Origin of the sequence: Streptomyces sp. NPDC001668 (assembly GCF_042893155.1) — a bacterium.
GTDB lineage: Bacteria > Actinomycetota > Actinomycetes > Streptomycetales > Streptomycetaceae > Streptomyces.
The window spans coordinates 760,878-786,166 of sequence record NZ_JBIAUQ010000002.1 but is presented as its reverse complement, the minus strand read 5'-3'; the positions used below and the strand labels follow the sequence as shown (position 1 = coordinate 786,166).

Annotated in this window: 18 protein-coding genes and 1 pseudogene; 10 read left to right on the top strand and 9 right to left on the bottom strand. The window is 69.6% G+C overall.

Annotated features, from left to right (window positions below):
- Nucleotide 1: 1 nt before the first annotated feature.
- The 3 genes from ACFYZ8_RS09040 (at nucleotide 2) to ACFYZ8_RS09030 (ending at nucleotide 6,084) form a co-directional block, all read left to right on the top strand.
- A complete protein-coding gene (locus ACFYZ8_RS09040) occupies nucleotides 2–4,468 on the top strand; it encodes a hypothetical protein (protein WP_388531092.1) in 4,467 nt (1,488 codons plus the stop codon).
- Nucleotides 4,449–5,564 (top strand): hypothetical protein, encoded by a 1,116-nt coding sequence (locus ACFYZ8_RS09035; RefSeq protein WP_389049769.1) that lies wholly within the window; start codon nucleotides 4,449–4,451, stop codon nucleotides 5,562–5,564. Before ACFYZ8_RS09040 ends, ACFYZ8_RS09035 begins: the two co-directional genes overlap by 20 nt.
- A 163-nt stretch (nucleotides 5,565–5,727) precedes the next feature.
- Nucleotides 5,728–6,084 (top strand): tyrosine-type recombinase/integrase, encoded by a 357-nt coding sequence (locus tag ACFYZ8_RS09030; RefSeq protein ID WP_359028571.1) that lies wholly within the window; start codon nucleotides 5,728–5,730, stop codon nucleotides 6,082–6,084.
- Between the two features lie 571 nt (nucleotides 6,085–6,655).
- Here ACFYZ8_RS09030 and ACFYZ8_RS09025 read toward each other — a convergent pair.
- The 4 genes and pseudogenes from ACFYZ8_RS09025 to ACFYZ8_RS09010 all read right to left on the bottom strand — a co-directional run.
- Entirely contained in the window at nucleotides 6,656–8,368 is a 1,713-nt protein-coding gene (locus ACFYZ8_RS09025; RefSeq protein WP_388531097.1) for a glycerol-3-phosphate dehydrogenase/oxidase, read from the bottom strand.
- Nucleotides 8,369–8,450: 82 nt separating this feature from the next.
- Entirely contained in the window at nucleotides 8,451–9,968 is a 1,518-nt protein-coding gene (gene glpK, locus ACFYZ8_RS09020) for a glycerol kinase GlpK (protein ID WP_356591843.1), read from the bottom strand.
- Nucleotides 9,969–10,042: 74 nt separating this feature from the next.
- Nucleotides 10,043–10,891: an MIP/aquaporin family protein gene (locus tag ACFYZ8_RS09015; RefSeq protein ID WP_359028573.1), complete on the bottom strand. Its 849-nt coding sequence runs from the start codon at nucleotides 10,889–10,891 to the stop codon at nucleotides 10,043–10,045.
- A pseudogene (locus ACFYZ8_RS09010) lies at nucleotides 10,825–11,364 on the bottom strand (transposase); the annotation flags it as partial. The gene ACFYZ8_RS09015 and the pseudogene ACFYZ8_RS09010, both read right to left, overlap by 67 nt.
- 323 nt (nucleotides 11,365–11,687) lie before the next feature.
- On the opposite strand from ACFYZ8_RS09010, the gene dhaK reads away from it, so the two are divergent.
- Nucleotides 11,688–12,692 (top strand): dihydroxyacetone kinase subunit DhaK, encoded by a 1,005-nt coding sequence (gene dhaK / locus ACFYZ8_RS09005; RefSeq protein ID WP_359028574.1) that lies wholly within the window; start codon nucleotides 11,688–11,690, stop codon nucleotides 12,690–12,692.
- Between the two features lie 343 nt (nucleotides 12,693–13,035).
- Here dhaK and ACFYZ8_RS09000 read toward each other — a convergent pair whose 3' ends face one another.
- Together ACFYZ8_RS09000 and ACFYZ8_RS08995 are read right to left on the bottom strand one after the other, a co-directional pair.
- Complete coding sequence (locus ACFYZ8_RS09000) at nucleotides 13,036–13,299, bottom strand: GlsB/YeaQ/YmgE family stress response membrane protein (protein ID WP_069758748.1); 264 nt, start codon at nucleotides 13,297–13,299, stop codon at nucleotides 13,036–13,038.
- A gap of 229 nt (nucleotides 13,300–13,528) precedes the next feature.
- The gene (locus ACFYZ8_RS08995; protein WP_351987573.1) at nucleotides 13,529–13,795 is read right to left on the bottom strand and encodes a GlsB/YeaQ/YmgE family stress response membrane protein; all 267 of its coding nucleotides are present in this window, start codon (nucleotides 13,793–13,795) and stop codon (nucleotides 13,529–13,531) included.
- Nucleotides 13,796–14,060: 265 nt separating this feature from the next.
- Here ACFYZ8_RS08995 and ACFYZ8_RS08990 point away from each other — a divergent pair, with 265 nt between their 5' ends.
- Nucleotides 14,061–14,420: an ArsR/SmtB family transcription factor gene (locus ACFYZ8_RS08990; protein ID WP_388531102.1), complete on the top strand. Its 360-nt coding sequence runs from the start codon at nucleotides 14,061–14,063 to the stop codon at nucleotides 14,418–14,420.
- Here ACFYZ8_RS08990 and ACFYZ8_RS08985 read toward each other — a convergent pair.
- Nucleotides 14,417–15,127: a haloacid dehalogenase type II gene (locus ACFYZ8_RS08985; protein ID WP_388531105.1), complete on the bottom strand. Its 711-nt coding sequence runs from the start codon at nucleotides 15,125–15,127 to the stop codon at nucleotides 14,417–14,419. The genes ACFYZ8_RS08990 and ACFYZ8_RS08985 overlap by 4 nt on opposite strands.
- A gap of 314 nt (nucleotides 15,128–15,441) precedes the next feature.
- On the opposite strand from ACFYZ8_RS08985, the gene ACFYZ8_RS08980 reads away from it, so the two are divergent.
- The 3 genes from ACFYZ8_RS08980 (at nucleotide 15,442) to ACFYZ8_RS08970 (ending at nucleotide 19,314) form a co-directional block, all read left to right on the top strand.
- The gene (locus ACFYZ8_RS08980) at nucleotides 15,442–17,160 is read left to right on the top strand and encodes an LCP family protein (RefSeq protein WP_388531108.1); all 1,719 of its coding nucleotides are present in this window, start codon (nucleotides 15,442–15,444) and stop codon (nucleotides 17,158–17,160) included.
- A gap of 72 nt (nucleotides 17,161–17,232) precedes the next feature.
- The gene (gene tatA / locus ACFYZ8_RS08975; RefSeq protein ID WP_359028578.1) at nucleotides 17,233–17,499 is read left to right on the top strand and encodes a Sec-independent protein translocase subunit TatA; all 267 of its coding nucleotides are present in this window, start codon (nucleotides 17,233–17,235) and stop codon (nucleotides 17,497–17,499) included.
- 87 nt (nucleotides 17,500–17,586) lie between these two features.
- Complete coding sequence (locus ACFYZ8_RS08970) at nucleotides 17,587–19,314, top strand: serine/threonine-protein kinase (RefSeq protein WP_388531111.1); 1,728 nt, start codon at nucleotides 17,587–17,589, stop codon at nucleotides 19,312–19,314.
- A gap of 75 nt (nucleotides 19,315–19,389) precedes the next feature.
- On the opposite strand, the gene ACFYZ8_RS08965 is transcribed toward ACFYZ8_RS08970, so the two are convergent.
- Complete coding sequence (locus tag ACFYZ8_RS08965; RefSeq protein ID WP_359028580.1) at nucleotides 19,390–20,619, bottom strand: SpoIIE family protein phosphatase; 1,230 nt, start codon at nucleotides 20,617–20,619, stop codon at nucleotides 19,390–19,392.
- Between the two features lie 170 nt (nucleotides 20,620–20,789).
- On the opposite strand from ACFYZ8_RS08965, the gene ACFYZ8_RS08960 reads away from it, so the two are divergent.
- The gene (locus ACFYZ8_RS08960; protein ID WP_388531114.1) at nucleotides 20,790–21,488 is read left to right on the top strand and encodes an NADPH-dependent F420 reductase; all 699 of its coding nucleotides are present in this window, start codon (nucleotides 20,790–20,792) and stop codon (nucleotides 21,486–21,488) included.
- 943 nt (nucleotides 21,489–22,431) lie between these two features.
- The gene (locus ACFYZ8_RS08955; RefSeq protein WP_388531117.1) at nucleotides 22,432–24,816 is read left to right on the top strand and encodes a phosphoketolase; all 2,385 of its coding nucleotides are present in this window, start codon (nucleotides 22,432–22,434) and stop codon (nucleotides 24,814–24,816) included.
- A 28-nt stretch (nucleotides 24,817–24,844) separates the two neighbouring features.
- Here the strand turns inward: ACFYZ8_RS08955 and ACFYZ8_RS08950 are convergent, their stop codons facing one another.
- Nucleotides 24,845–25,276, bottom strand: coding sequence for a universal stress protein (locus tag ACFYZ8_RS08950; RefSeq protein ID WP_388531120.1), 432 nt, complete (start codon nucleotides 25,274–25,276; stop codon nucleotides 24,845–24,847).
- Nucleotides 25,277–25,289 lie beyond the last annotated feature (13 nt).

Sequence of the window (25,289 nt, the reverse complement as noted above, 5' to 3'; positions counted from 1 at the left end):
CATGTACGAGCTGTCCCGTGTCCGGTTGAGAACAGTCGGACCGGCTGGTGCCCGCTTCCACGACGTCACTCTGGACCTCAGCGGCGCGGGACGCCCGGTGGGCGTCGAGCAAGAAGCCCTCTTCGACACCGCCACCACGACCCACCGGCCCTCGCCCGCGAGCCTGATTCTGCTGGAGAACGGGGGCGGCAAGTCCGTTCTGCTCAAGCTCGTCTTCTCCGTCGTCCTTCCCGGACGTCGCCACACCGTGGGCACGACCAACACGCGCGTCGTGGAGAAGTTCGTCATGCCGAAGGACGTCTCCCACATCGTCCTCGAATGGATGAACCCGCTCACCGGGGAACTGCTGCTGACCGGCAAGGTGCTGGCATGGCGCAACCAGGTCGCCTCCGAAGTCTCCGACAATCTGCGCGAACGCTGGTACTGCCTGCGGCCGAGTGACGAGATCAACCTTGGCACCCTCCCGATGGCGGTCGGCACGAAATCGCGCACCCTGGACACATACCGGGACGAGCTCCAGGAGGCGTACGCGGCCGACCAGAGTCTGGCCCTGTACTGGACACGGCATCAAGGCGACTGGACGAATCGGCTGCAGTTGCTTGACCTCGACCCCGAACTCTTCCGCTACCAGCGGGAGATGAATGTCGACGAAGGTGAAGCGGCGAATTGGCTCAAGCTTGATTCGGACGTGAAGTTCGTCGACTTTCTGCTACGGGCGATCGTCAAGTCCGATGAGATGGACGACCTAGCGGCGCTGGTCACCGAACATGTGGAGCGGCTCGCAGGCCGTGGATTGCTCCTCACCGAGCGGGAGTTCGTCGCCGGTGCGCTCGATCTCCTGGGCCCGATCGTCGAACAGGCCGAAGCCGCGCGGCTGTCGCGGCGCCGAGCGGAGCAGGCCGCTCGTGACCTCGCGGAACTGGGCAGACGGCTTCTGGTACGTGCGCAATACGAGCACGATGTGGTGCTTAGGCAGCGAGCAAAGCTCGTCAAGTCGCAAGAGGAACTTGATGAGCTGACCCGTGAAGCTGAACGCGCCAAGGCGATCATCGCCGAGCTTCGGCGCCACTTGGCCGACTTGAGGCACCAGAGTGCTCAGCGGGAGATGACAGCGAGGGAGAAGGGACTGTCCGGGGCGCGAGACCTCGTCGACGCGTGGCGAGAGACGTCGACCGTGCATGAGTACGAGGACAGCATCACCCAGGTCAAGACATTGACCGAACTCATCGGCGCCGAGGAGGAGAAGGCGCGTCCTGCACTGGAAGAGCGCGACGTCGCAGCCCGCCGACTGGCGCGCAGCCTGTGGGCGACGGCTGACGATGCCGCGCAGATCGCCTCCGACGAACTGAAGCAGGTCTCGGCGCGGGAGAAGGAGAAGAGCGCGGCACAAGAACGTGCTCGCGCGGCGCACCGGGACGCCACGAAGGCCGAAAGCGAGGCCGCTAGATTTGACCAGCTGATCACACGTCTGAGCGAGGACATCGAAGCAGCTGTCGCCGACGGACTGCTGCATGACGCCGCCGCGCTGCCCCGGACCGTGGAGACCGTTCAGGAAGAACGCGACAACACAGCCCAGCGTGTCACAGACCTGGAACGAGAATGGGCGGAACTCGCAGACCGAGAGGCCCTCGCGCAGGACGAGTTGCGGAAGGTCGAGTCGGATGCGGGCGACCTGCGTGGGCGTCGTGAACAGCTCTCCGCCCGCCTGGACGAGGCCCGGACCCAAACAGCGCGCTTGGAGACGAACCCCCTCCTCGTGACGCTCCTCGACGTGCCGGACATCGACCTTGAACGTGACGTCGCCTCGCTCTTGGAGGCGTTGAACACCGCACGCGGTGAGGCCGAACGAGAACGGACCGAGCTGAGGGTCGCCGAGTCCATCGACGAACAGGCACGTCTCGCTCTGGCTGCGGGCGACCTCTTGCCGCCCGCCCAAGTGGTCTCCGACGCCTGTAAGGCTCTTGAAGACGCCAAAGTGGTCGCGGTCCCGGGATGGCGCTACCTCGCCGCCATCCCCGATACTAACCGGCGACGAGACATCGTGGAGCGACTGCCGCATCTGGCCGCGGGTATCCTCCTCCACGATCCTGACGACATCGACCGGGCCCGGGACGTACTCACTGCACTGCGTCCCCAACCGACTGTCTTCGTGTCGGTTGCGACAACCAGGACCTTCACTGACCCTGAGGCTGAACTGACAGACGGCGTCGAGGTGGTGATCCCGCCCCACCCCGCCCTCTACGACGTGGACGCCGCGGCCGCCGAGCACGAGGCGATCGATGCTCGGCACGCCGTACGCACCGCCCGAGGCGAGGAGTTGTCGGCCCGCATCGAGCGGGACGGCAATCTGACCTACGCTCTTACGGACTGGCGGACGCGTTACCCAGAAGGCAGCATCATCGCACTGACGGAAACACACGCGGGCGTGGTGCGGGAGCTCACAGCCGCCGATGCAAGGGTGACCGAACGCAAGGAAGCGCTTGAGACGCTCCAGGAACGGCGGCAGAAGATCAGGGAGGAGCTCCCACCACTACGTGAGACTCGGGACTCGCTCGCCAAACGCCTCGAACGTCTCAAGGTACTCGCCGACCGTAACGGTCACCTGCCGGAATGGACGGAGCAGGCCGCGTCCGAGAAGGAGAGGATGCGGGAGCGCCAGGAAGCCGCCGAGAAGGCAGAGGATGAGGCCGCCGAGCTCCAGAAGCTCGTCACAGAGCACCAACGCAGAGCCGATGAGTACCAACGCACCCTGCGTATCGTCAACGACGAACGGGCCAAACTCCCCGGGAGCGAGGACGTTCGCCGTTCCGACCCCGTGCCCGAACTCTCGACAGCCTTGCTGCGGAGCACGTACGACCAGGCCGCGGCACGATATCTCCGTGTTCAGGTCGGGAGCGACCTGTTGGAAGAGCGTGAGCGAGCCAACGAACGCGCCGCCAAGGCGAAGCAACGCTACTTCAAGCTCTCCGAGGATCTCCGCGGCAGGGCGGCCGCACTGCTGAAGAGCCCCGAGGGCTCCGACGAAGCGGCACGGGCGACTGCTCTGGAGAGCGCGGACCAGGCGGTGCGGGAAGCCGAGACCGTGGCACGCAAGGCGGCAGTGGCCGCGTCCCGCTGCGCGGACGAACTGACAGCTGCCGAAGGTCGCGTGACGACTCAGGTGGAGCTTGCTGAATACCCAGCCGATACCGAGTCCTGCGCCGAAGCCGTCGAGGAAGCCGGCCGACAGCAGGCGTCGAGCGCCCGTGAGGCGGCGGACCAACAGGAGGTGCACACCCGGCTCGGACATCAACTGGACGGTGCCGAGGCATCGGCCAAGGCCTTCCAGTTCATCGTCGACGGATTCACCAAGGACGTGTCCGAGGGCGACGACGAGACCGACGACATCGCGCCCTTCGAAGGGGACGCGGACGCTGCCCAGGACCTTGCCACCCGGCTGGCCAAGGAACGTAGGACACGCGAAGCGAATGCCCACACCGACGAACAGACCCTACGCACGGCAACGGAGAGGCTCACACACCACGCCGGCGCCGAGGATTTCAAAGACCTGCACGTTAGGGTGCAGACACAGATTCGTATCGCGGGTTGGGAAGCAGTGGCGATCCGTGCCACGGAGTGGTCCGACGCTCTCAGGCCGCGCCTGCGCGCCCTGAACGAGGAGATCGACCAGACGGAGCGGCACCGCACGTTGATCGTGCGGAACCTCAAGGCACAGGTCGACAAGGCGTTGGCCCTGTTGCGCCAGGCACAGCGGATGTCGCGGCTGCCGGCGAGCCTGGACGACTGGGCCGCTCAGGAATTCCTCCGCTTCCGCTTCACCCCGGCGCAGGACGACATCGCGCACCTGCACATTGGGGAGGTCATCGACGAGGCGGCGAAGGGCCGCACTGCGGACGGGCGGTCTGTGCGCAGGGACGGGATGTCGTTGCTGCTCGCGGGGGTGAGGGCAGCGGTGCCCAGGGGGTTCAGGATCGACATGCTCAAGCCCGACGCCGTGCTGCGCAACGAGCGCATCAGAGTCTCCGAAATCAAGGATGTCTTCTCGGGCGGGCAGCACCTTACGGCGGCCATCCTCCTGTACTGCACCATGGCCGCCCTGCGGGCGAGCAACCGGGGGAGGGAGAGGGACCCGCACTCTGGTGTCCTGTTCCTGGACAACCCGATCGGCCGAGCCAACGCGGACTATCTGCTCGCCCTCCAACGCAAGGTCGCCGAGGCACTGGGCGTGCAACTCATCTACACCACAGGGCTGTCCGACGACGGCACGCTGAAGCGCTTCCCTCTCATCCTGAGGTTACGCAACGACGCCGATCTCCGGGCGGGGCGCAAGTACCTGACTGTGACCGAGCGGGTCCAGGAGGCGCTTGACGAGTTGGCAGAGCCGGACGGCACGGGCAACGTCACCACCACCAGAATCTTCAAGCGAGAGGCGGAGGACGAACACATCCGTGAAACACAGGCAGAGTGAGTTCATCCGGCACCTGAGAGCCAGTGCCACCGAGGCGGGCTGGAACGGCGCACGCAGGACGCGCGTTGTGCTGGACGACATCTGGATCGCATTCCGAAAGGTGAACAACCGCAATCCGGACGGCGAATTCGAACCCTTGCTCATGTCGAGGCTGTTGGACGAACTCGAAGAGCAAGGCCTGATCGAGCAGATGAAACAACGCACCCGGGACAAAGTGTCCCTGCCTCTCAAGATCTGGCTCTGCGCCACCGCACCCCCGCGACCCCCGGCACCACCTATGCCGCATTGGCACCCCGATCTCTATCGGCTCGCCCGGGAGTGGCCGACGGCTACCTCGAAGCAGCGCTCCGCGTACGTCGCCGTCAACCATTGGCTGATGAGCGATCCGGACTTTTTCCCTGTGCCGCTTCGGGAGCGGGCTCTGGAGATCTTCGGAACGTACGGGAGCGAAGCAGATTTTCCCATGCCGGAAAAGACCTTCGACACCCTGCGCTCGGGGCCGATCTTCGGCGACTCCGACCGGCTGCACACGACGCTGCGTACTTTCACGACGCATCCGCCGCTGCTTACAGAGACGTTCCTGACCGAAATCGGGGACGGCTACTACCAACGTGTGGGCGGCGGCGACATCCTGCTCGTAGTCGAGAACTCGGCCACCTGGTGGTCTCTCGTGCACAGTCTCCCCGACAACCACCGGCTGGGGTACGTCGCCTGGGGGCTCGGCGGCACATTCCGTGCATCGGTCAACACACTCGCGGCCAAACACCGCATCACGGAGATCCGCTACTTCGGCGACCTCGATCTCAGCGGGATCCGCATCCCGTGCGCGGCATCCAAGACGGCCAGCGAGCGGGGCCTTCCAACGGTCCAGCCCACTGAGCGACTTTACGGCGCGCTACTGGAACTCGGACGCGCACGTGGTGCGAAGGAGAAGGCCATCGATGCGGTGGAGGCTCGTGTTTTGGTCGAGTGGATGCCTGTGGCGCACCGGGCGAAGGCGGTCGGCCTCCTGGTCGCTGGTCAGCGTCTGGCACAGGAGTGGGTTGGCTACCGATACCTGACCCGCAACACTGCTTGGCACGCCGACCTCGTTTGATCAGGTCCGGGCCCACCTCTGGGCTGGGGCGAGGGGATAACAGGCCCAGGTAGTCGGGCTGGTTGGAGAGGGCGAGGACCGCGTCCGCCGTCTTGCTGCCTCACATCATCAGCGTGTTGCGCCAGCGCGGACAGCATGGTGCTGCCCGGCTTCGCCGAACCGCATGCCCGGGGACTACTTGTTCGCCAACATCCGGCGAACGAGCATCCTGATGTACGTGCTGGTGCATCGGCTCTGGAACGCGGCCAGGAAGGCCGCGGGCGCCTCTCGGAAGATCACGCTACTTTCGCTGCGGCACTTCTTCGCTTCGGCCGGCCTTGCCGAGGGTGTACCCGCGACGGACATGGCGGTATGGCTCGGTCACAGTGATCCGCGCACGACCTACCAGACTTATGCGCACGTCCTGCCTGACGCTCCTGAGCGCTTGAGGTCGGTCATGGATGACGTACTCAGCCTCAAGACCCAGCTTGTTCTGCCGCTGCAGTTCGAAGCACTGCACGAGAGCGTGTCCCCTTGCTGAGGGCGGGACACACGACACGTGGCGAGGCCTCGCTGTTCGCGGTCGAGGGCAGCTAGATCGAGTGAACCTTGGCCGCGGAAAGGTAGAACGACAGTGCGTTGGACACGCCCAAGGGGAGACTGACTGCATCAGCGACCGCCGCCCTATGAATACGGTCTGTTACCGCTGGCCGAGGTTGGCTGGAGCGCGTCGCAGGTGCGTCCTGGATCGTCTGGTGGGTCTGTACTAGCACGGGGAGATCCTGGTGCTGGTTCGGTGCTGACTCGAACGCCCGAGATCAGTCAAACCCGCAGTTCCTAGCCCCGATCGAATGAGTTGTCGTACCACTCGATGGTGGTGCCGATGAGGCTGGCGGCGACGATGCGCTTGAGGTTGTTCGGGGCCGGTGGAGCGGTTGCGGGCGACGACATCGGCACCACTTCCTGGGGTGTGACGGGGAGGTTGGGGTGTCGCCACACCGTAGGAAGTCGCAAGACAGGCGCACATGTGCCGGGGCTACATAGTTCGAGGGTTTGCTATGCGTGCGGCCACCATGCCTGCTCGTGGAAAGGCGGTTGAGGTCCGACCCTGCTCAGTGCACCGGGATGATGTCGGGGGCGCCGAGCCGTACCGCGTCGGCGGTCTGGTCGTCCGGCTGCTGCTGGGCCTCGCGTTCGGCGGCCACCCGCTTCAGGTAGTGGTTGACCTCACGGTCCCGGTGCGCTTGGTCCCATCCCAGGTGAGGCGCCATCAGTTCCACGACGGTCTGCGCCGCGTCCACACCACGGTCCCAGGACTCGATGGAGATCCGAGTACGTCGGGCGAGCACGTCCTCCAGGTGGCGGGCACCCTCATGGGTCACCGCGTACACGGCCTCGACCCTCAGATAGTCGTCGGAGCTCGGCAACGGCTCGCCGAGCGAGGAGTCGGCTTCGACCATGGCGAGCAGCTCGTGCACCAGGGAGCCGTAGCGGTTCAACAGGTGCTCGACGCGGGCGACATGCAGACCGGAGCGCTCGGCGAGGTTGTGGCGGGAGTTCCAGAGAGCCGGATAGCCGTCGGCGCCGAGCAGCGGAACGCGGTGCGTGACGCAGTCGGGCACTTTCTCGTCCAGGCCGCGGGTCGCCTCGTCGACCGCGTCCTTGGCCATCACCCGATAGGTCGTGTACTTGCCGCCGGCCACCACCACGAGCCCGGGTACCGGGTGGGCGACCAGGTGCTCCCGTGACAGTTTGCTGGTTTCCGCGGCCTCGCCGGACAGGAGGGGACGCAGACCGGCGTAGACGCCTTCGACATCCTCCGGAACCAAAGGCGTGGTCAGGACGCTGTTGACGTGGTCCAGCAGGTAGGTGACGTCCTTGGAGCTGAGGGCGGGATGGGCCTTGTCAAGTGTCCAGTCGGTGTCGGTGGTCCCGATGATCCAGTGTCGTCCCCAGGGGATGACGAACAGCACGCTCTTCTCGGTGCGGAGGATCAGCCCGGTGCGGGAGTTGATCCGGTCACGGGGGACCAGCAGGTGTACGCCCTTGGAGGCGCGGACGTGGAACTGGCCGCGCGTACCGGCGAGGGCCTGGGTGTCGTCGGTCCACACGCCCGTCGCGTTGATGACCTGCTTGGCTCGCACTTCTGTCTCGTCGCCGGTCTCCAGATCCGTGACAGCGGCTCCCACCACCCGCTCGCCCTGCCGCAGGAAGCGGCTGACACGGGTGCGGTTGGCGGCCAGCGCTCCGTAGGCGACGGCCGTGCGGACGAGGAACATGGTGTGCCGGGCGTCGTCGACCTGGGCGTCCCAGTACTGGATCGCGCCGACCAGGGCGTCGGAGCGCAGCGCGGGCGCCTCGTGCAGGGCTCGGCGCTTGAGCAGGTGGCGGTGGTGGGGCAGCCCTCTGGAGGTACCGGAGGCCGCGGCCATGGTGTCGTACAGCAGCACACCCGCGCCGACGTAAGGACGCTCCCGGATCCGGTGTCGCAGGGGGTAGAGGAACGGCACCGGACGCACCAGATGAGGGGCCAGGAACTGAAGCAGGAGTCCGCGTTCCTTCAGGGCTTCGGCGACGAGCCGGAAGTCCAGCATCTCCAGGTAGCGCAGGCCGCCGTGGATGAGCTTGCTGGAGCGGCTGGACGTGCCCGAGGCCCAGTCCCGGGCTTCGACCAGGCCGACTCTCAGGCCCCGGGTGGCGGCGTCCAGGGCCGCGCCGGCACCGACGACGCCGCCCCCGACGACGAGGACGTCGAGCTCACCCTCTCCCAGTCGGACGAGGGCCTCCGCGCGAGCCCCGGGCGAGAGAGCCACCGCGTTCGCCATGGTGTCCTCCTCGTGCAGCGGGTGCGGGTGGGGGCCGCGCACGCGGCTCGCGCGGCCCCGTTCGGTCGCTCCCGGCCGGGACCTATTCGACCTTGGCCCAGTCGAGCGTGCGCTCCACCGCCTTCTTCCAGCCCGCGTATCCTTCCGCGCGCTGTTCCTCGGACCACTGGGGTTCCCAGCGCTTGGACTCCTGCCAGTGGGTGCGCAGTTCGTCCGTGTCCCGCCAGAAACCGGTGGCCAGACCGGCGGCGTAGGCGGCGCCGAGCGCGGTGGTCTCGGCGACGACCGGGCGGCTGACCGGAACGCCGAGGACGTCGGCCTGGATCTGCATGCACAGGTCGTTGGCCGTCACGCCGCCGTCGACCTTGAGCACGTCGAGGTGGACGCCGGAGTCCTGCTCCATGGCCTCCACCACGTCCCGGCTCTGGTAGCAGATGGCTTCCAGGGCGGCCCGCGCCAGGTGGCCACCGTCGTTGTACCGGGCGAGGCCGACGATCGCGCCGCGGGCGTCGGAACGCCAGTAAGGGGCGAACAGGCCGGAGAAGGCGGGGACGAAGTAGATCCCGCCGTTGTCCTCGACGGTACGCGCCAGGCGTTCGCTCTCGGCGGCGTCATTGATGATCTTCAGCTGGTCGCGCAGCCATTGCACCGCGGAGCCGGTGACGGCGATGGAGCCTTCGAGCGCGTAGATCGCCGGGCTGTCGCCGAACTGGTACGCCACGGTGGTCAGGAGGCCGTGCTGGGACCGCACCAGTTCCGTGCCGGTGTTGAGCACCAGGAAGTTGCCGGTGCCGTAGGTGTTCTTGGCTTCGCCCGGCGCGTAGCAGACCTGCCCGACGGTGGCTGCCTGCTGGTCGCCGAGCACCCCGGTGATGGGGATGGCGGCCCGCAGCGGCCGGGACGTACGGGTCTGTCCGAACGCCTCCCGGTGGGAGGACGGGCTGATGGTCGGCAGCATCGCCCGGGGAACGCCGAAGAAGCCCAGCAGCTCGTCGTCCCAGTCGAGGGTCTCCAGGTCCATCAGCATGGTGCGGCTGGCATTGGTCACGTCGGTGGCGTGGACGCCACCGTCGGGGCCGCCGGTGAGGTTCCACAGCACCCAGGCGTCGGTGTTGCCGAAGAGGGCATGGCCCTGCTCGGCCGCCTCGCGGACTCCGTCGACGTTCTCCAGGATCCACTGGATCTTGCCGCCGGAGAAGTACGTGGCCGGCGGCAGCCCTGCCTTGCGGCGGATGACGTCACCCTGGCCAGAGCGGTCCAGCGCCGCCGCGATGGAGTCGGTACGGGTGTCCTGCCAGACGATGGCGTTGTAGTAGGGGCGGCCGTTGCGCGGGTCCCAGACGACGGTCGTCTCCCGTTGGTTGGTGATACCGATGGCCGCCAGGTCCTCCGGCGAGAGGTTTCCGTGCCGGAGGGCGTTCTGGATCACCGAGTTGGTGCGCTCCCAGATCTCCACCGGGTCGTGTTCGACCCACCCCGAGCGCGGGAGGATCTGTGAGTGCTCCAGCTGGTGCCTCGCCACCTCGTTGCCGGCATGGTCGAAGATCATGAAACGGGTGCTGGTGGTCCCCTGGTCCACCGCGCCGACGAAGTCCGCCATGGGATGCCGCCTCTCCTTGGGCTCTCCCGGGGCAGCCGGATCAGGGCAACCCCGGGAGCCGGTCAGCTCTCGTGTCAGCTTTCGTCCGGGGCCGGGACCCGTCCGGGGGGCTCCGGCTCGGCGGTCGGCAGGAACCGGCCGATGAAGACCTTGTACAGGCCCGCTCCCAGCAGACCGCCGATCACCGGACCGACGATCGGCACCCAGAAGTAGAAGTTCCCGTACTGATCTCGCCACGCTCCGCCGTACCCGGTGAGGAAGCTGGCCAGCCGGGGACCGAAGTCGCGCGCCGGGTTGATCGCGTACCCCGCGTTGGTGCCCCAGGCCATACCGATGGCCACGACGATCAGACCCACGATGAACGGCGCCAGGTTGGCGCCTGGGGGCGTGTTGAGCAGGTCCGTGACCGCCAGGATCAGCAGCAGCAGGATCGCGGTGCCGATGACCTGGTCGCGGAATGCGCCCCATTCGTGGACCGGCAGGTTCGGGTTTCCGTTGGCAGGCAGCGTGGAGAAGACGCCCTGCGTCTTGATCGTGTGGGTGGGGTCCGCTTTCGCCAGCGCCTCGGTGTAGTTCCACCGGACGATCAGGGCTGCCACGAACGCGCCGGCTGTCTGGGCCAGCGCGTAGGGGGCCACTTTGCTCCACGGGAACCCCTTGAACGCCGCCAGCGCGAGGGTCACCGCGGGATTGAGGTGCGCACCGCTCAGCCTCGCCGCGACGTACACCCCCAGGGTGACGCCGAGGCCCCAGGCCCAGGCGATGCTGTCGTGGTTTCCCAAGCCGCCCGGCGGAGTCGTGAGAGCCCCGCCGGCGACCACCTGAGCCACCACGCCACAACCGAAGAGGATGAGGATCATCGTGCCGGCGAATTCCGCTGAAAGCTCGCCGACCAGCCCTGATCTCTTGAGTCGCTCAGCCATGGGTGCCCGCTTCCCGCCGGCCCAAGGGTCGGCCGTCGACTGCCCCGAGTCCTCCAGAAATGATTGTAGGACCGGCCAGAGCCATACGCGCGCGGGGCGACACTGCTCGCTTGCCCGGCCAGGGAGGAGACGGAAGTCCGCCCGCCAGCAGGACATTTGGTGCCGTCGCGGAACATCGCGAAGAGCACGTCGGCTCGTCGCGTTGCGAGGCAGAGGATGGCCTGGGTGTGGTGCTTTCCCTGAGCGAACTTCTTGTCGTAGTAGGTGCGGGAGGCGGGATCGGCCAGGGCGGCGAACGAGGAGAGGAAGAAGGCCCGTTTGGGCTGCTTGTTTCCTCGCCGGGAGGGCTGTTCACAGCGGATCGAGGGGGTCGACCTCTTTGTTGCCGGGGCGAGGCCCGCGTATGCGGCGAGATGGGCGGCCGACGGGAACGCGGTGCCGTCACCGACGTCGATGAGGATGCAGGCAGTTTGTGCTGGTGGAGGACGGGCTGCAGGGAGTTGGCAAGGCTGGGGAGGATCACCACCAGCTCCGCCGCCACACCCGCCGAGGAGTACGCCGCCATGTGCGGCATGTCTGCGTAGACGGCGGCGCCCTGGCCGCCTGGACCGGACTGGCCGCACCCCCGTCCTGGCACGCCGGCGACAGCGAGCACGCATCGCGGATGTCCACCGCGTGACGGCACACTGTTCGTGGGGCGTGCGATCGCGAATGCGCCCGCCGGTCACCGGCGATGCCTGAGCTCCGTGAGGTCACTGGGCAGAGGGTCGGCCGCCGGTTCCACCCGGGAGGTCCCATGAAGATGCTGATCAACAGTCCGGAGACCGTGGTCGTCGATGCCCTGCGGGGGGTGGCTGCCGCCCACCCGGAGCTCAACGTGGACGTGGAGCGGCGGGTGGTCGTCCGGCGAGACGCGCGAGAGGGCGGGCGGGTCGGGCTGGTGTCCGGCGGCGGTTCCGGGCACGAGCCACTGCACGCCGGGTTCGTCGGGTACGGGATGCTGTCGGCCGCGTGTCCCGGGGACGTGTTCACCTCGCCCGTCCCGGACCAGATGCTGCGCGCGGTGCGCGCCGTCGAGGCCGGGCAGGGCGTGCTGTTCGTCGTCAAGAACTACACCGGGGACGTGCTGAACTTCCAGATGGCCGCCGAGCTCGCCGAGGAGGACGGCGTCCGGGTCGAGCGTGTCCTGGTCGACGACGACGTCGCCGTCACCGACAGCCTGTACACGGCCGGGCGGCGGGGCACCGGGGCGACCCTGTTCGTGGAGAAGATCGCCGGGGCGGCCGCCGAGGAGGGCGCACCGCTGGAGCAGGTGGCCGCGATCGCCCGGCGCGTCAACGAGTTCTCGCGCAGCTTCGGCGTGGCGCTCAGCGCCTGCAGCACTCCCGCGAAAGGAGGCCCGACCTTCGACCTGCCGGACGGGGAGATGGAGCTTGGGGTCGGGATCCACGGCGAGCCGGGCCGAGAGCGGCGTGCGATGATGCCGGCCCGAGAGATCGCGGAAGTCGCGGTGGGCGCCGTACTCGAGGAGCTGGGGGAGGTGCCTCCGGTCGACGGGCCGGTACTGGCCCTGGTCAACGGGATGGGAGCGACGCCGCTGCTGGAGCTGTACGGGTTCCACGCCGAGGTGGTCCGGCTGCTCGAGGCCCGCGGCGTGCCGGTGGCGCGGGCGCTCGTGGGCAGCTACGTCACGTCGCTGGACATGGCGGGTTGCTCGGTGACACTCTGCCGGGCCGACGAGGAGATGCTGCGGCTGTGGGACGCGCCCGTGCAGACGGCCGCGCTGCGCTGGGGCCGCTGAGCCCATGGCGGCGGTGGAAGCGGCCCGGCTCACGCGGCGGGCTCACCGTCAAACTCCATCTGAGCGCCGACGGCCGCTGCCGCCTGCTGTCCTTGATCGTGACACCCGGCCGGCGGGCGGACGCTACCCGGTTCAGGAGATGCCGGGTTCCGGAGAAAGGCCGACGAGGGTGGAACCATGGGCGGACGATGGTTCGGAACGCTCTGTGATCAGTCCTCGGCTGCCAACTCAGGGCCCGACGGGTGAGCGGATGGTGAGCGTCGCCCCTCGGGGTCGCGCCGAGCAGTGCGACCCCGAGGGGCGACGACGAGTTGACGTGTGGGCTTCCGGACGTGGCGGTCCGTCAGTGGCGCACCTTCACCTTGCTGAGCGCGGCCACCCCGAGCGCGGCCACGGCGATCTGTATCAGCCACTCGACCCAGTCGACGCCTTTGGTGTCGGCGACATCGAGGCCTGCCGCGATGCCCGTGCCGATGAAGGCGGCGACGATACCGATCAGAATCGTCCACAGCATGCCGATGTGTTGGCGCCCGGGGACCACGAGACGGCCCAGCACGCCGATCACGATGCCGATGACAATCGCGCTGATCACGCCTGAGATCTCCATGCGGTGTCACCCCATCCGTAGTTGGTGACGCACGGGTGCCCGCCGAACGGCCACACACTCCACAGCCTTGGCCATTGCTTTGGGTTGAGACTGATGTCTCGCTGAGCGAGGAGGGACGCGTTCATCCGTGTGGTGAACCAGGCACTGTGGCTGGAGGTTTGCCTGCCCGGCCGCCGCCGAGCACGAGTACCGGGGCTGTCCCGCCGCGCGAAGTGCCGTACCCGCGCTGTCAGTTCCTCGAGTTGCCGAACAGCAGGCGGTAGCCGATCAGCAGCACCAGCGAGCCGCCGATCGCCGCGCCCCAGGTGTAGAGGTCGAAGAAGTGGCTCTGCACCGGGCGGTCGAGGAAGCGCGCGGAGAGCCAGCCGCCGACGAACGCTCCCGCGACCCCGATGAGGGTGGTGCCGATCAGGCCGCCCGGGTCGCGGCCGGGCAGCAGGATCTTGGCGATGGCTCCGGCGAGCAGACCCAGGATGATCCAGCCGATGATGCCCACGTTGTAGTCCTCCAGTCGGATCGGGGCCGGGCGGAGTCCGCCGGGCCCCGACACTTCGGTTGCCTGATTGCGCAAGCCTATGGACTGAGGGCGGTCGGACAATGGTCCGCCGGTCGCTGGTGACAAGTCGTCGATGTTCTTTCACGCACTTATTACATTGCGCAATCAACGAAGTGGAGGCGCCCTCGTGGGGTCCGCCCCACCCCCCTTACACTGAGACAGCACGCGTGCGTCGACGGTGACGGGGGCGGGACAGGAGGGGATCGTGGCGACACTGGCCGGTGGCTTCGAGGATCCGTCCGACGAGGTGCTGACCGAGGCGGCCGCCGTGTTCGGACTCCTCGCCTCCTCCGCCCGGCTCCACATCATGTGGGCCCTGTCCCAGGGGGAGAGCGACGTCACCCACCTCGCCGACCGGGTCGGCGGGGCGCTGCCCGCGGTCAGCCAGCACCTGGCGAAACTGAAACTCGCCGGGCTGGTCCGTTCCCGCCGCGAGGGCCGCCGGCAGATCTACTACGTCGACGACCCCGACATCGTCACCGTCGTCCGCGTCATGGTCGGCCAGCTCACCGCCCGTACCGCCGCCCCGGCCGCCGCGCACAGCACCGGGTCACGGCGCGCTTAGGGCCGCCGGATACGCCCCTGGGCATGGTCGAGCCGGTCGGCCAGGCCGGTCAGGTCGTCGGCGTGCAGGTCGAACCCGTCCGAGGGGGTGGGCGGGTCGCCGACCGGGCGGGCGACGTAGGCGGTGCGCAGGCCGAGGCGCTGTGCTCCGCGCAGGTCCCAGGCGTGGGCGGCGACCATCAGGAGCCGCTCCGGCGGCCGTCCCGAGACGGTGACGGCCAGTCGGTAGACCGCTGGGTCCGGCTTGTAGGTCCGGGCGTCTTCCGCGGACAGGGCCTGGTGCCAGCGCAGTCCGGCGTGGGCGTTGATGCCCAGCAGCGCCGTCCGGCTCGCGTTCGAGAGTCCGATCAGCGGGAACCGTTCGGCGAGGCGGGCGAGCCCTGCCACGGTGTCGGGCCACGGCGGGAGCCTACGACTCGACAGGGCCAGCGCCGCTACGGCGGCCGGGTCGTCGACTCCGGCGGCGTCGGCGACGAGCCGGGCGGCTTCCAGGTCGAGGGCATCGCTGGTGAGGTAGGGCCGGACGCCGTCGAGGATGCGGCGTTGCTCGCGGTCGATGTGCTGCTGCCACAGCGACAGAAGCCGCTCGACCCCGGGATCGTCGATCGACGGGGCGAGTTCACGGATGCCGGCGCGGATGCCAGCGGGTTCGTCGACGAGCGTGCCGAGCACGTCGAACACGACGGCATCGATCTCGAGCTCTGACATGGAGAGGTCTCCTGAACGAAGCAGAGGCGCAAGAGGGACTGTCGGCCGAACGCAGCGGGCAGCCGGCCTGATTCCCGGTCGGGCACGGTGGGCGAGGACCGAGGGGCACGGGAGGTTGCCGCGCTCCTCCATGAGATCTCTCACCCGTGAAAAGCGACGGGGTCCGTACTGGCCGGGCCAGGGGTTTGTTAGATTGCGCAACTACGCAACCTAGGCGGAGTTCCCGCTTGGCCTGCCCGTACACCGCCGCGCACGCCCGGCCGCGCACCCCATGGCCCGGCCTGAGGGGCCCGACCGTTTCGTGGGAGTGGTAGATGAGCGACCGGTGGGACAGTCCGGGCGGTCAGGCCACGCGCAGCCGCACCGGCTCGGTGCCGGGGCAGCGGGAGGGTGGGTCCGGTGGAGCGCCGCGGCCCGGCGGACGCGCCGCGGCCCGGGCGGCGGCCCGCTCGAAAGGGGGCGGGCGCTCGCGTCGCCGGGCCCGTCCGGCACGGCGCGGCAGGCGGGTGCTGAAGATCGTCGGGATGTGTCTGGCGGTCCTCGTCCTGGGCACGGCCGGGGTCGGCTGGTGGTTCTACCAGCACCTCAACGGCAACATCAACAGCGTCTCCCTGGACGGCAAGGGCGGTGCGGAGAAGGCCGACGCGTTCGGCCGTACCCCCATCAACATCCTGGTCATGGGCTCGGACGGTCGCACCAGCAAGGCCGACTGCAAACTGGGCGGCGGCTGCTCGCAGACCGGCGTGCAGACGGGGAACGGCAACGCGGACGTGCAGATGGTGGTGCACATATCCGCGGACCGCTCCAACGCCACCGTCATGAGCATCCCCCGCGACACCATGGTCGACGTCCCGGCCTGCAAGGACGGCGAGAGCGGCCAGTCCACGGCCGGCTACTACGGCCAGATCAACAGCGCCCTCCAGTACGGCCCCGCCTGCCAGGTGGCCACCATCCATCAGCTCACCGGCATCCCCATCGACCACTTCGTCAAGCTCGACTTCTCCGGAGTCGTCAAGATGTCCGACGCGGTCGGCGGTGTCTCGGTATGTGTCGATCACAACGTCTACGACACCTACTCGCACCTGAAGCTGTCCCAGGGCCCGCACATCCTCAAGGGCGAGGCGGCCCTGGAGTTCGTCCGCTCCCGGCACGGCTTCGGTGACGGCAGTGACCTCGGGCGCACGGTCTCCCAGCACATCTTCCTCAGCGCGATGATCCGGAAGTTCAAGAGCGCGGGCACGCTCACCGACCCCACCGCGGTCTACGACCTCGCCGACGCCGCCACCAAGGCGCTCACTGTGGACGACGGTCTCGGCAGCGTCAAGAAGCTGATCGCGCTCGCGGCCGACGTCAACAAGGTCCCCACCAAGCGGATGACCTTCACCACGATGCAGACCGCCGCCGATCCCAACAACAGCAACCGTGTGGTGGTGGGCGCGGGCGCCAAGGCCCTCTTCTCCAGCATCGCCGACGACCAGTCCCTGACCACCGGTTCCGGGAAGAAGTCCGCGGCGGGCTCCTCGGCTGCCCCCGCGGCGGCCACGGCCACTGCGGTTCCGGTCTCCGAGATCGCCGTCACCGTCGAGAACGGCACCCGGATCACCGGCCGCGCCTCCGACGTCGCGAACGCGCTGACCGGCCAGGGGTTCAGCTCCGCCACGACCACCGCCAACGCGCCGAGCCCCGCGACGACCACCACCCTCACCTACGGCACCGGCCGGAAGGCCCAGGCCCAGACGGCCGCCAAGGCCCTCGGACTGCCCACCTCGCACCTGGTGGAAGGCGCCGGAAGCGGTCTGACCCTGGTGATCGGGAGCGACTGGACGAGCGGTACCACGTTCCCGGGCGGTTCGTCCTCGCCGGCGCCCGCCGACACCAAGGCCGCGGTCTCCAACGCCCACGCCCAGACCGCCGACGAGGCCAAGACCTGCGCCAAGGTCAGCCCCTACAAGACCGTCTCCCTCAACGGGGTGCCGATGACGCCGGAGCAGGCCTACGCGGCGGCGAGGGGCAAGAAGGACTCCGACGAGTGAGGCGGCCGCGGGGCACGTGGTTGTACAGTTGCGCAAGCTGGCAACAATGAGCGTAGAGAAGGGACCCGCGGCATGCTGCGCAACGGACTGGAGCCCTGGCACCTGCTGATCGTGGCGATCATGATCATCCTGCTGTTCGGCTCGAAGAAGCTCCCCGAGGCCGCGCGTGGGCTCGGCAAGTCGATGCGCATCCTCAAGAGCGAGGCCAAGGCCATGAAGGAGGACGGCACCGCCCAGAGCACCGCCGCCCCGGCCGAGTCCGCCCCGCAGATCGTCCGGCCCGCGCCCGGCGAGACCACGACGGCCCACCGGGTGGCCGAGGGCAACCCGGCGTCGTAATCGCACAGACCGGCTGACTGCCGTGCTCCGGGTTCGGGGCCCGGGGGCCGGCGAACGCTGTCGGTGGGGGCCATTAAGCTCCCGCCCATGAGTGAGGCAGGCGAGGGCCCCGGCAGACGAGTCGTCGACGGGCGCTTCGAGTTGGAGGCCCGTCTCGGCGGCGGCGGGATGGGCACGGTCTGGCGGGCCAGGGACCTGGTGCTGCACAGGATGGTCGCCGTCAAGGAGGTCCGCCCGCCCGACCGGGACCTCGCCGAGTACGACCCCGACGGCGCGCGGACGCTGCGCGAGCGGGTGCTGCGGGAGGCACGGGCCCTCGCCCGGATCGACCATCCGAACGTCGTCACCGTCCACCACATCGTCGACGGCGGCGACGGGACCTACCCGTGGATCGTCATGGAGCTGGTCAGCGGCGGCTCGCTCGCCGACCGGCTCGCCCAGGGGCCGATGCCGCCGGGCGAGGCGGCACGGATCGGCCGGGGAGTCCTGGCCGCGCTGGCCGCCGCGCACGACGCCGGCATCCAGCACCGGGACGTCAAGCCCGCCAACGTCCTGCTCAGGCCCGACGAGCGCCCCGTCCTCACCGACTTCGGCATCGCCGCGATCCGCGAGACGACCAGCCTCACCGCCACCGGCTCCCTGATCGGCACACCCGACTTCATGGCACCGGAGCGGATCTCGGGCCACGAGGGCGGCTCCGCCTCCGACCTGTGGTCGCTGGCGATGATGCTGTACACCGCCGTGGAGGGCCACCACCCGCTGCGCCGCGGCAACACCCTCGCCACGCTCGCCGCCGTCCTCAACGACGACGTGCCGCCGCCCGTGCGCGCCGGCGCCCTGGGCGACGTACTGATGAGCGTGCTCGTACGGGATCCGGCGGCACGGCCGTCGTCCGCCGTGCTGGACCGGCAGCTGGCCGAGATCGAGTCGGGGCGGGGCGGCCCGGCGCACGTGTGGCCCCAGCCCACCTCGTACTCCCCGAACCCGCCGTCCGCCGGTACGGGCCCTTCGTACCCGGGGGCCTTCGCCTCGCCGACGGCTCCGCTCGCCGGGGCCCCCGCCGCGGCGGGGGCGGCCCCTCCCGCCGGTTTCGGACCGCCGCCCGGACTTTCCGGTCCCGGCCGGCCGGTGACCTCGCCGGTACGCGCGGGCCGTAGGAGCCGACCCGCGGCGGGAGTGGTGCTCGGCGTGTCGGGGGCCTCGCTCGCCGGCGCCCTGGCCCTGATGTGGTGGCTGCTGCCCTTCGGAGGCGACGCGGGGGACTCAGACGCCGCCTCCCCCGTCATCACGGCCCCGGGGCCCACCAGTTCCGCGGCCGCCGCACCGGCAGCCCGGCAGTCGAAGGACACGGCGACGGCGACGACTCTGCTCACACCCGGCGGCGTCCGCACCGCCATCAAGGCACTGGAGCGGGAGAGCGGCCGGAGCAGGTTCGGCGACTTCACCGTCTACGACGACTTCGTGTCGGCCGAGTTGATGGTCGACGGCAGCGACAGCAAGTACGACACCTACACCTACCGCCGGGGGCAGGGCGTCGAGAAGGGCATCATCAAGGGCACCCTGTCCGGCGGCGACCGGCCCTTCCGCCTCGACGGCTTCAACTGGGACAAGCTGCCCGCCCTGCTGGAGGAGGCCCGTAAGAAGCTCCATGTCGACCAGCCGAACGCCCGTTACGTGCTGGTGGAACAGCCCAACGACGTGTTCGACACCCCCCTCGGCATGGCCGTCTACCTGAGCAACGAGTACAGCCAGACCGGCTATCTGGAGGCGACCCCCAAGGGCAAGGTCACCCGCGTCATGCCCGCGGAGAACTGAGTCCCGCGGGCGCGGAGCGACGCCGAGGCCACCCGGATCGCGGAACCTGAAGGGGGCACGCGTGGACGACGAGCCTCACAGGCGGATCACCACGAGAGCCGTGTCGTCGGCGTTGCCGGTGGGCGGCAGCAGCTCCGTGAGGAGGGCGTCGGCCAGGGCCTCGGGGCCCGCGTGGCGGTGGCGGGTGAGCGCTTCGGTGAGACGGGCGAGGCCGGTGTCGATGTCCTCGGTGCGGCGCTCGATCAGACCGTCGGTGTAAAGGATCAGCGTGGCGCCCTCGTCGAAGGGCGTGGTGGCCTCCGGGCGGGTGGCGTGCTCGGGGCTGGCGCCGAGCGGCGGGTCGGTGGCCCGGTCCAGGAAGGACACCGTGCCGTCGGGGTGCAGCAGGGCGGGCGGGAGGTGGCCGGCGCTGCTGTAGGTGAGGGTGTGGGCGTCCCAGTCGATGAAGGCCGTCGCCGCCGTGGTGGACTCGGCGCCGTCGACGGAGCGGGCGTACAGCCCGAGGGCCTCCAGCGCCCGGGCGGGCCCGTCGGCGACCCGCGTGGCGGCGCTCAGGGCGCTGCGCAGCTGGCCCATGACGCAGGCGGCCGACAGACCGTGGCCCACCACGTCACCCACGGCGATGGCGAGACGGTCGCCCGGCAGGTCCACCAGGTCGTACCAGTCGCCGCACACGTTCAGGGCGCCGACGGCGGGCCGGTAGCGGACGGCCGCCTGGTGGTGGTCCAGGGGTCTGTGGGCGGGCAGCAGGGCCTCCTGGAGGGCCAGGGCCACCTCGCGTTCGCGGGCGTGGGCCTTGCGCAGGCGTTCGTTCACCTCCTGGAGCTCCCGGGCCCGGGTGTACAGCTCGGCCTCCAGGACGGGTGCCCGGCTGTCACCCCCCGGGCCGCCGTGGGCCCGGATGAGCTCGGTGACCTCCTCCACCCGGTGGACGAGCAGCGTCACCTTTCCGTCGGTGCCGAGGACGGGCGCGTTGACCGGGCTCCAGAAGTGTTCCTGCCAGTGGCCGGGCCGCTGGGGATCCTCGATGTCGTAGCGCACCACCGCCATGGTGTCGCGCTCGCCCGTGGCCACCGCGCGCAGCATCGACTCCCGTGTCTCCCGCATCCCGGCCGCGGCGGAGTCATGGGGGTTCTCGGGGAAGACGTCGAAGATGTAGCGGCCCACCAGCTGCTCGCGGGCCCGACCGGTGAAGCGTACGAAGTCGTCGTTGACGTCCACGTACACCAGTTCGGGCGTCAGCAGCGCCACCATGCCGGGCAGGGCCCGGAAGACCGCCGCGTGGTCGATCTGCGGTTTCCTCATGTGCAGCCTGCCTCGACACGAGCCATCATGATGTGATTTTCCACGATAGATGGGAACACGCCGCCGACTCGACAGCTACCGTCATCACGCGACAGCGAACGACTCGGTTTCGGATCCGTCGCGGGCCCGGCCCCAGGCCGGTCGCCCGACTCCCGGAAGGACCCACTCGTATGCGTCACGCAGTCCTCGGTACCGGCATCGTCGGCCGGACGATAGCCGGGAAGCTCGCCTCCCTCGGTCACGACGTCGTCATCGGCACCCGCGATCCCGGGGCCACTCTGGCACGGACCGAACCCGACGGCATGGGCAATCCGCCGTTCGCCCAGTGGCACGCCGACCACGGCCAGGTGCGCCTGGAGACCTTCGAGGCGGCGGCGGCCTTCGCGGAGACGGTCGTCAACACCACCGCCGGTCTGCAGAGCCTCGACGCGCTGCACGCGGCGGGCGCGGCCAACCTGAGCGGCAAGATCCTCATCGATGTCGCCAACCCGCTGGACTTCTCCGCCGGGATGCCGCCCACGCTGGACCCGGTCGGCACCGACAGCCTCGGGGAACGCATCCAGCGCGCTTTCCCCGACGCCAAGGTCGTCAAGACCCTCAACACCATGAACTGCTTCGTCATGGTCGAGCCGACCCGGGTCGCCGGAGAGCACAACGTGTTCGTCAGCGGCGACGACACCGGGGCCAAGAAGGCCGTCACCGCGCTGCTGGGATCCTTCGGCTGGCCCGAATCCAGCGTCATCGACCTGGGCGACATCACCAGCGCCCGGGGCGTGGAGATGCTCCTGCCGGTCTGGCTGCGCCTGTACGGCAACCTCGGCCACGGCGACTTCAACTTCCACGTCCAGGGAGCCCGGCCCGGGGCCTGACACCGGGCCCCGAGCCGTGGGGTACGCCGGGCTCCGGCCCGGCCTGCCCCGATCGGCCCCCGGTGAGTGGACCCTCGGCCCCTCACCCCGCCCCGGTGCGGCCTCCACACCCAGCCGTGGCGGCACCGGCTGGAGCCCGGCACCGTCACCCTGGAGGTGCGTCACCCTGGAGTCGCGGGCCGCCCCGGAACGGAGCCCGCGCCACGCGGACCCCGTCGGCCGCGCCCTGCACGTGTCGGTGGGCGCGTCCGTCCTCAACCTCCGGGTCGCCGCGGTCCACTTCGGCTGGTCACCCGTCGTACGGCTGCTGCCCGGCCCCGACGGCCACGGTCTGCTCGCCGCTGTCCGCCTGACGGCATGCCCGACCGCGACGAGGCGGAGCCGGTGCCGGCCTCGGCCGTCGCACGGATCCGCGGCCGTCATCCTGAGCTGTCACGACCGCGTCCGCCCGGGGCACCGCGGTCCTCACCGTCGTCGGCACCCGGGCCTCGGGCGGCTCACCGGAGCGGTGGTCGGGTCGGTGAGCCTCGGGCTGGCCGCGCACACCCACGGTCCGCTTCTGGTCGTCCGCGGCCTGGAGTGCGACACACGTCCTGTACTCCTGGGCCCACCGCGGGTGTGCGCGGCCAGCCGCAGGCACACCACGCCCGACTGCCGGGCGAGGAGGCGGGCCTCGTCGTGGTCGGCGCCCACCGCCACGGACACGGCGCGGAGCCGTGGTGCCGACTTGGTGACGCGGCATGACGCGGCATGACGGGACATGTCTTGACATGAGGCGCCCGGACCACAAGGGATGCCCCGAACGGCCCTGTCGGGTACCCGGCCGGCGGGCGGAAGGTGGTCATACGCCGACCGCGCGCACACGGCCCCGAGATCCACCCCGACATCCACACCGAGACCCGCCCCCAGATCCACCCCAGACCCGCCCCGGAAGGGAATCCCGATGTCCGTCGACACGCAGCAGGCGCCCGCCGAGCTCACGGACGACGAGCTCAAAGCCCTGGACGCCCACTGGCGCGCCGCGAACTACCTGTCGGTCGGCCAGATCTACCTCCTGGCCAACCCGCTGCTCGAGGAGCCCCTGCGCCCCGAGCACGTCAAACCGAGGCTGCTCGGACACTGGGGCACCTCCCCGGGCCTGAACCTTGTGCACACCCACCTCAACCGCGTCATCACGTCCCGTGGCCAGGACGCCCTGTGCGTCTGGGGCCCCGGCCACGGCGGACCGGCCGTGCTCGCCAACTCCTGGCTGGAAGGCTCCTACTCCGAGACCTACCCCGACGTCAGCAGGGACGCGGCCGGGATGGAGCGGCTGTTCCGGCAGTTCTCGTTCCCCGGCGGGGTGCCCAGCCATGTGGCACCGGAGACCCCCGGGTCGATCCACGAGGGCGGCGAACTCGGCTACTCCCTGTCGCACGCCTACGGGGCCGCGCTCGACAACCCGGACCTGCTCGTCGCCTGTGTCATCGGCGACGGCGAGGCGGAGACCGGGCCGCTGGCCGCGTCCTGGCACTCCAACAAGTTCCTCGACCCCGTCCACGACGGCGCGGTCCTGCCGATCCTGCACCTCAACGGCTACAAGATCGCCAACCCGACCGTGCTCGCCCGGATCCCCGAGTCCGAACTCGACGACCTGCTGCGCGGCTACGGCCACGCGCCGATCCATGTCACCGGCGACGACCCCATGACCGTGCACCGCGCCATGGCCGCGGCCATGGACGACGCCCTGGAACGCATCGACGCGATCCAGCGCGGCGCCCGCGAGGACGGCGTCTCCGAACGCGCCCACTGGCCGGTGATCGTGCTGCGCACCCCCAAGGGCTGGACCGGCCCCGCCGAGGTCGACGGCCTCCCCGTCGAGGGCACCTGGCGCTCCCACCAGGTCCCGCTGTCCGCCGTACGGGACAACCCCGAGCACCTGCGGCAGCTGGAGGCGTGGCTGCGCTCCTACCGGCCGCGGGAACTCTTCGACGAGCAGGGACGCCCGAGCCCCCAGGTGCTCTCCTGCGTGCCGGCCGGCGAGCGCAGGCTCGGCGCGACCCCGCACGCCAACGGCGGGCTGCTGGTGCGCGAACTGCCGCTGCCGGAGCTTCCGTCGTACGCCGTCGAGGTCGACAAGCCGGGCGCGACCATGCACGAACCGACCCGCGTCCTGGGCGATCTGCTCGAGTACGTCATGCGCCGCACCCATGACCGCCGCGACTTCAGGATCGTCGGCCCGGACGAGACCGCCTCCAACCGGCTCCAGGCGGTCTACGGGGCGAGCGGCAAGGCATGGCAGGCGCAGACCCTGCCCGTGGACGAACACCTGGAGCGGCACGGCAGGGTGATGGAGATCCTCTCCGAACACACCTGCCAGGGCTGGCTGGAGGGCTATCTGCTCACCGGCAGGCACGGACTGTTCTCCTGCTACGAGGCGTTCGTGCACATCGTCGACTCGATGGTCAACCAGCACATCAAGTGGCTGCGCACCACCCGCCGGCTGCCCTGGCGCGCACCCATCGCCTCCCTCAACTACCTGCTCACCTCGCACGTCTGGCGCCAGGACCACAACGGCTTCTCCCACCAGGATCCCGGCTTCGTCGACCACATCCTCAACAAGAGCCCCGAAGCCGTACGGGTCTACCTGCCGCCGGACACCAACACCCTGCTGTCCGTCGCCGACCACGTGCTGCGCAGCCGCGACTACGTCAACGTCGTGGTCGCCGGCAAACAGCCCACCTTCGACTGGCTGTCCATGGACCAGGCACACGCGCACTGCGCACGAGGCGCCGGGATCTGGGACTGGGCCGGGACCGAGGACGGCGGCCGGGAACCCGACGTGGTCCTCGGCTGCGCGGGTGACGTGCCCACCCAGGAGGTCCTGGCCGCCGCCCAGTTGCTCCGCCGCCACCTGCCGGACCTCGCCGTCCGCGTCGTCAACGTCGTCGACCTGGCCCGGCTGCTGCCGCAGGAGGAACACCCGCACGGCATGCCGGACGCGGAGTACGACGCGCTGTTCACCCGCGACAAGCCGGTGATCTTCGCGTACCACGGCTACCCGTGGCTGATCCACCGCCTGGCCTACCGCCGCGCCGGCCACGCCCATCTGCATGTGCGCGGCTACAAGGAGATCGGCACGACGACCACACCGTTCGACATGGTCGTCCGCAACGACCTCGACCGGTACCGGCTGGTCATGGACGTCATCGACCGCGTCCCCGGCCTGGCGGTGCGCGCCGCCGCCGTACGGCAGCGGATGGAGGACATCCGTCTCAGGCACCACGACTGGATCCGCGCCCACGGCACGGATCTGCCGGAGGTCGCGGACTGGACCTGGGACGGCTGAGCGGTACGGCGCCGCACGCCCGAGTGACCTACACGGGCACCACGACAACCGGGCCCCGGGCGGCACGCAGGACCTCTCGCGCCACCGTTCCCGGCTCACCGGTGCGGCTGCGGCCCACGACCACCAGGCCGGCGTCCGCGGACAGCAGGGCCAGGGCCTCGGCCGGCGGCAGGTGCCGTACGTCTTCCAGGACCCGCACGTCCGGGAACTTCCCCCGCCATGGCCGCAGCGCGTCGGACAGCAGCTGCACCTCGTGGTCCTCCCAGGCGGCCCGGTCCTCCTCCGGTATGCCGAAGGGCAGTTCGGCCGCGCAGGAGGGGAACCGCCACGCGTGGACGGCCCGCAGGCGGGCGCCCCGCAGCCGGGCGCAGTCGAAGGTGAAGCGGACCGCGCCCTCGGCGGGCCGGCGGGCGTCCACACCGAGCACGATCTCGGCGAACCGGTGCGAGGGGTTCTGCATGATCCTGCCTCCT

Coding starts and splice junctions, on each gene's coding strand:
- ACFYZ8_RS08960 (WP_388531114.1), top strand. CDS start 20,790: ATGCGTCACGCAGTCCTCGGTACCGGCATCGTCGGCCGGACGATAGCC.
- ACFYZ8_RS09000 (WP_069758748.1), bottom strand. CDS start 13,299: ATGGAGATCTCAGGCGTGATCAGCGCGATTGTCATCGGCATCGTGATC.
- ACFYZ8_RS09040 (WP_388531092.1), top strand. CDS start 2: ATGTACGAGCTGTCCCGTGTCCGGTTGAGAACAGTCGGACCGGCTGGT.
- ACFYZ8_RS08950 (WP_388531120.1), bottom strand. CDS start 25,276: ATGCAGAACCCCTCGCACCGGTTCGCCGAGATCGTGCTCGGTGTGGAC.
- glpK (WP_356591843.1), bottom strand. CDS start 9,968: ATGGCGGACTTCGTCGGCGCGGTGGACCAGGGGACCACCAGCACCCGT.
- ACFYZ8_RS08955 (WP_388531117.1), top strand. CDS start 22,432: ATGTCCGTCGACACGCAGCAGGCGCCCGCCGAGCTCACGGACGACGAG.
- ACFYZ8_RS08965 (WP_359028580.1), bottom strand. CDS start 20,619: ATGAGGAAACCGCAGATCGACCACGCGGCGGTCTTCCGGGCCCTGCCC.
- ACFYZ8_RS09015 (WP_359028573.1), bottom strand. CDS start 10,891: ATGGCTGAGCGACTCAAGAGATCAGGGCTGGTCGGCGAGCTTTCAGCG.
- ACFYZ8_RS09030 (WP_359028571.1), top strand. CDS start 5,728: ATGCCCGGGGACTACTTGTTCGCCAACATCCGGCGAACGAGCATCCTG.
- ACFYZ8_RS09025 (WP_388531097.1), bottom strand. CDS start 8,368: ATGGCGAACGCGGTGGCTCTCTCGCCCGGGGCTCGCGCGGAGGCCCTC.
- ACFYZ8_RS08970 (WP_388531111.1), top strand. CDS start 17,587: ATGAGTGAGGCAGGCGAGGGCCCCGGCAGACGAGTCGTCGACGGGCGC.
- dhaK (WP_359028574.1), top strand. CDS start 11,688: ATGAAGATGCTGATCAACAGTCCGGAGACCGTGGTCGTCGATGCCCTG.
- ACFYZ8_RS08985 (WP_388531105.1), bottom strand. CDS start 15,127: ATGTCAGAGCTCGAGATCGATGCCGTCGTGTTCGACGTGCTCGGCACG.
- tatA (WP_359028578.1), top strand. CDS start 17,233: ATGCTGCGCAACGGACTGGAGCCCTGGCACCTGCTGATCGTGGCGATC.
- ACFYZ8_RS08980 (WP_388531108.1), top strand. CDS start 15,442: ATGAGCGACCGGTGGGACAGTCCGGGCGGTCAGGCCACGCGCAGCCGC.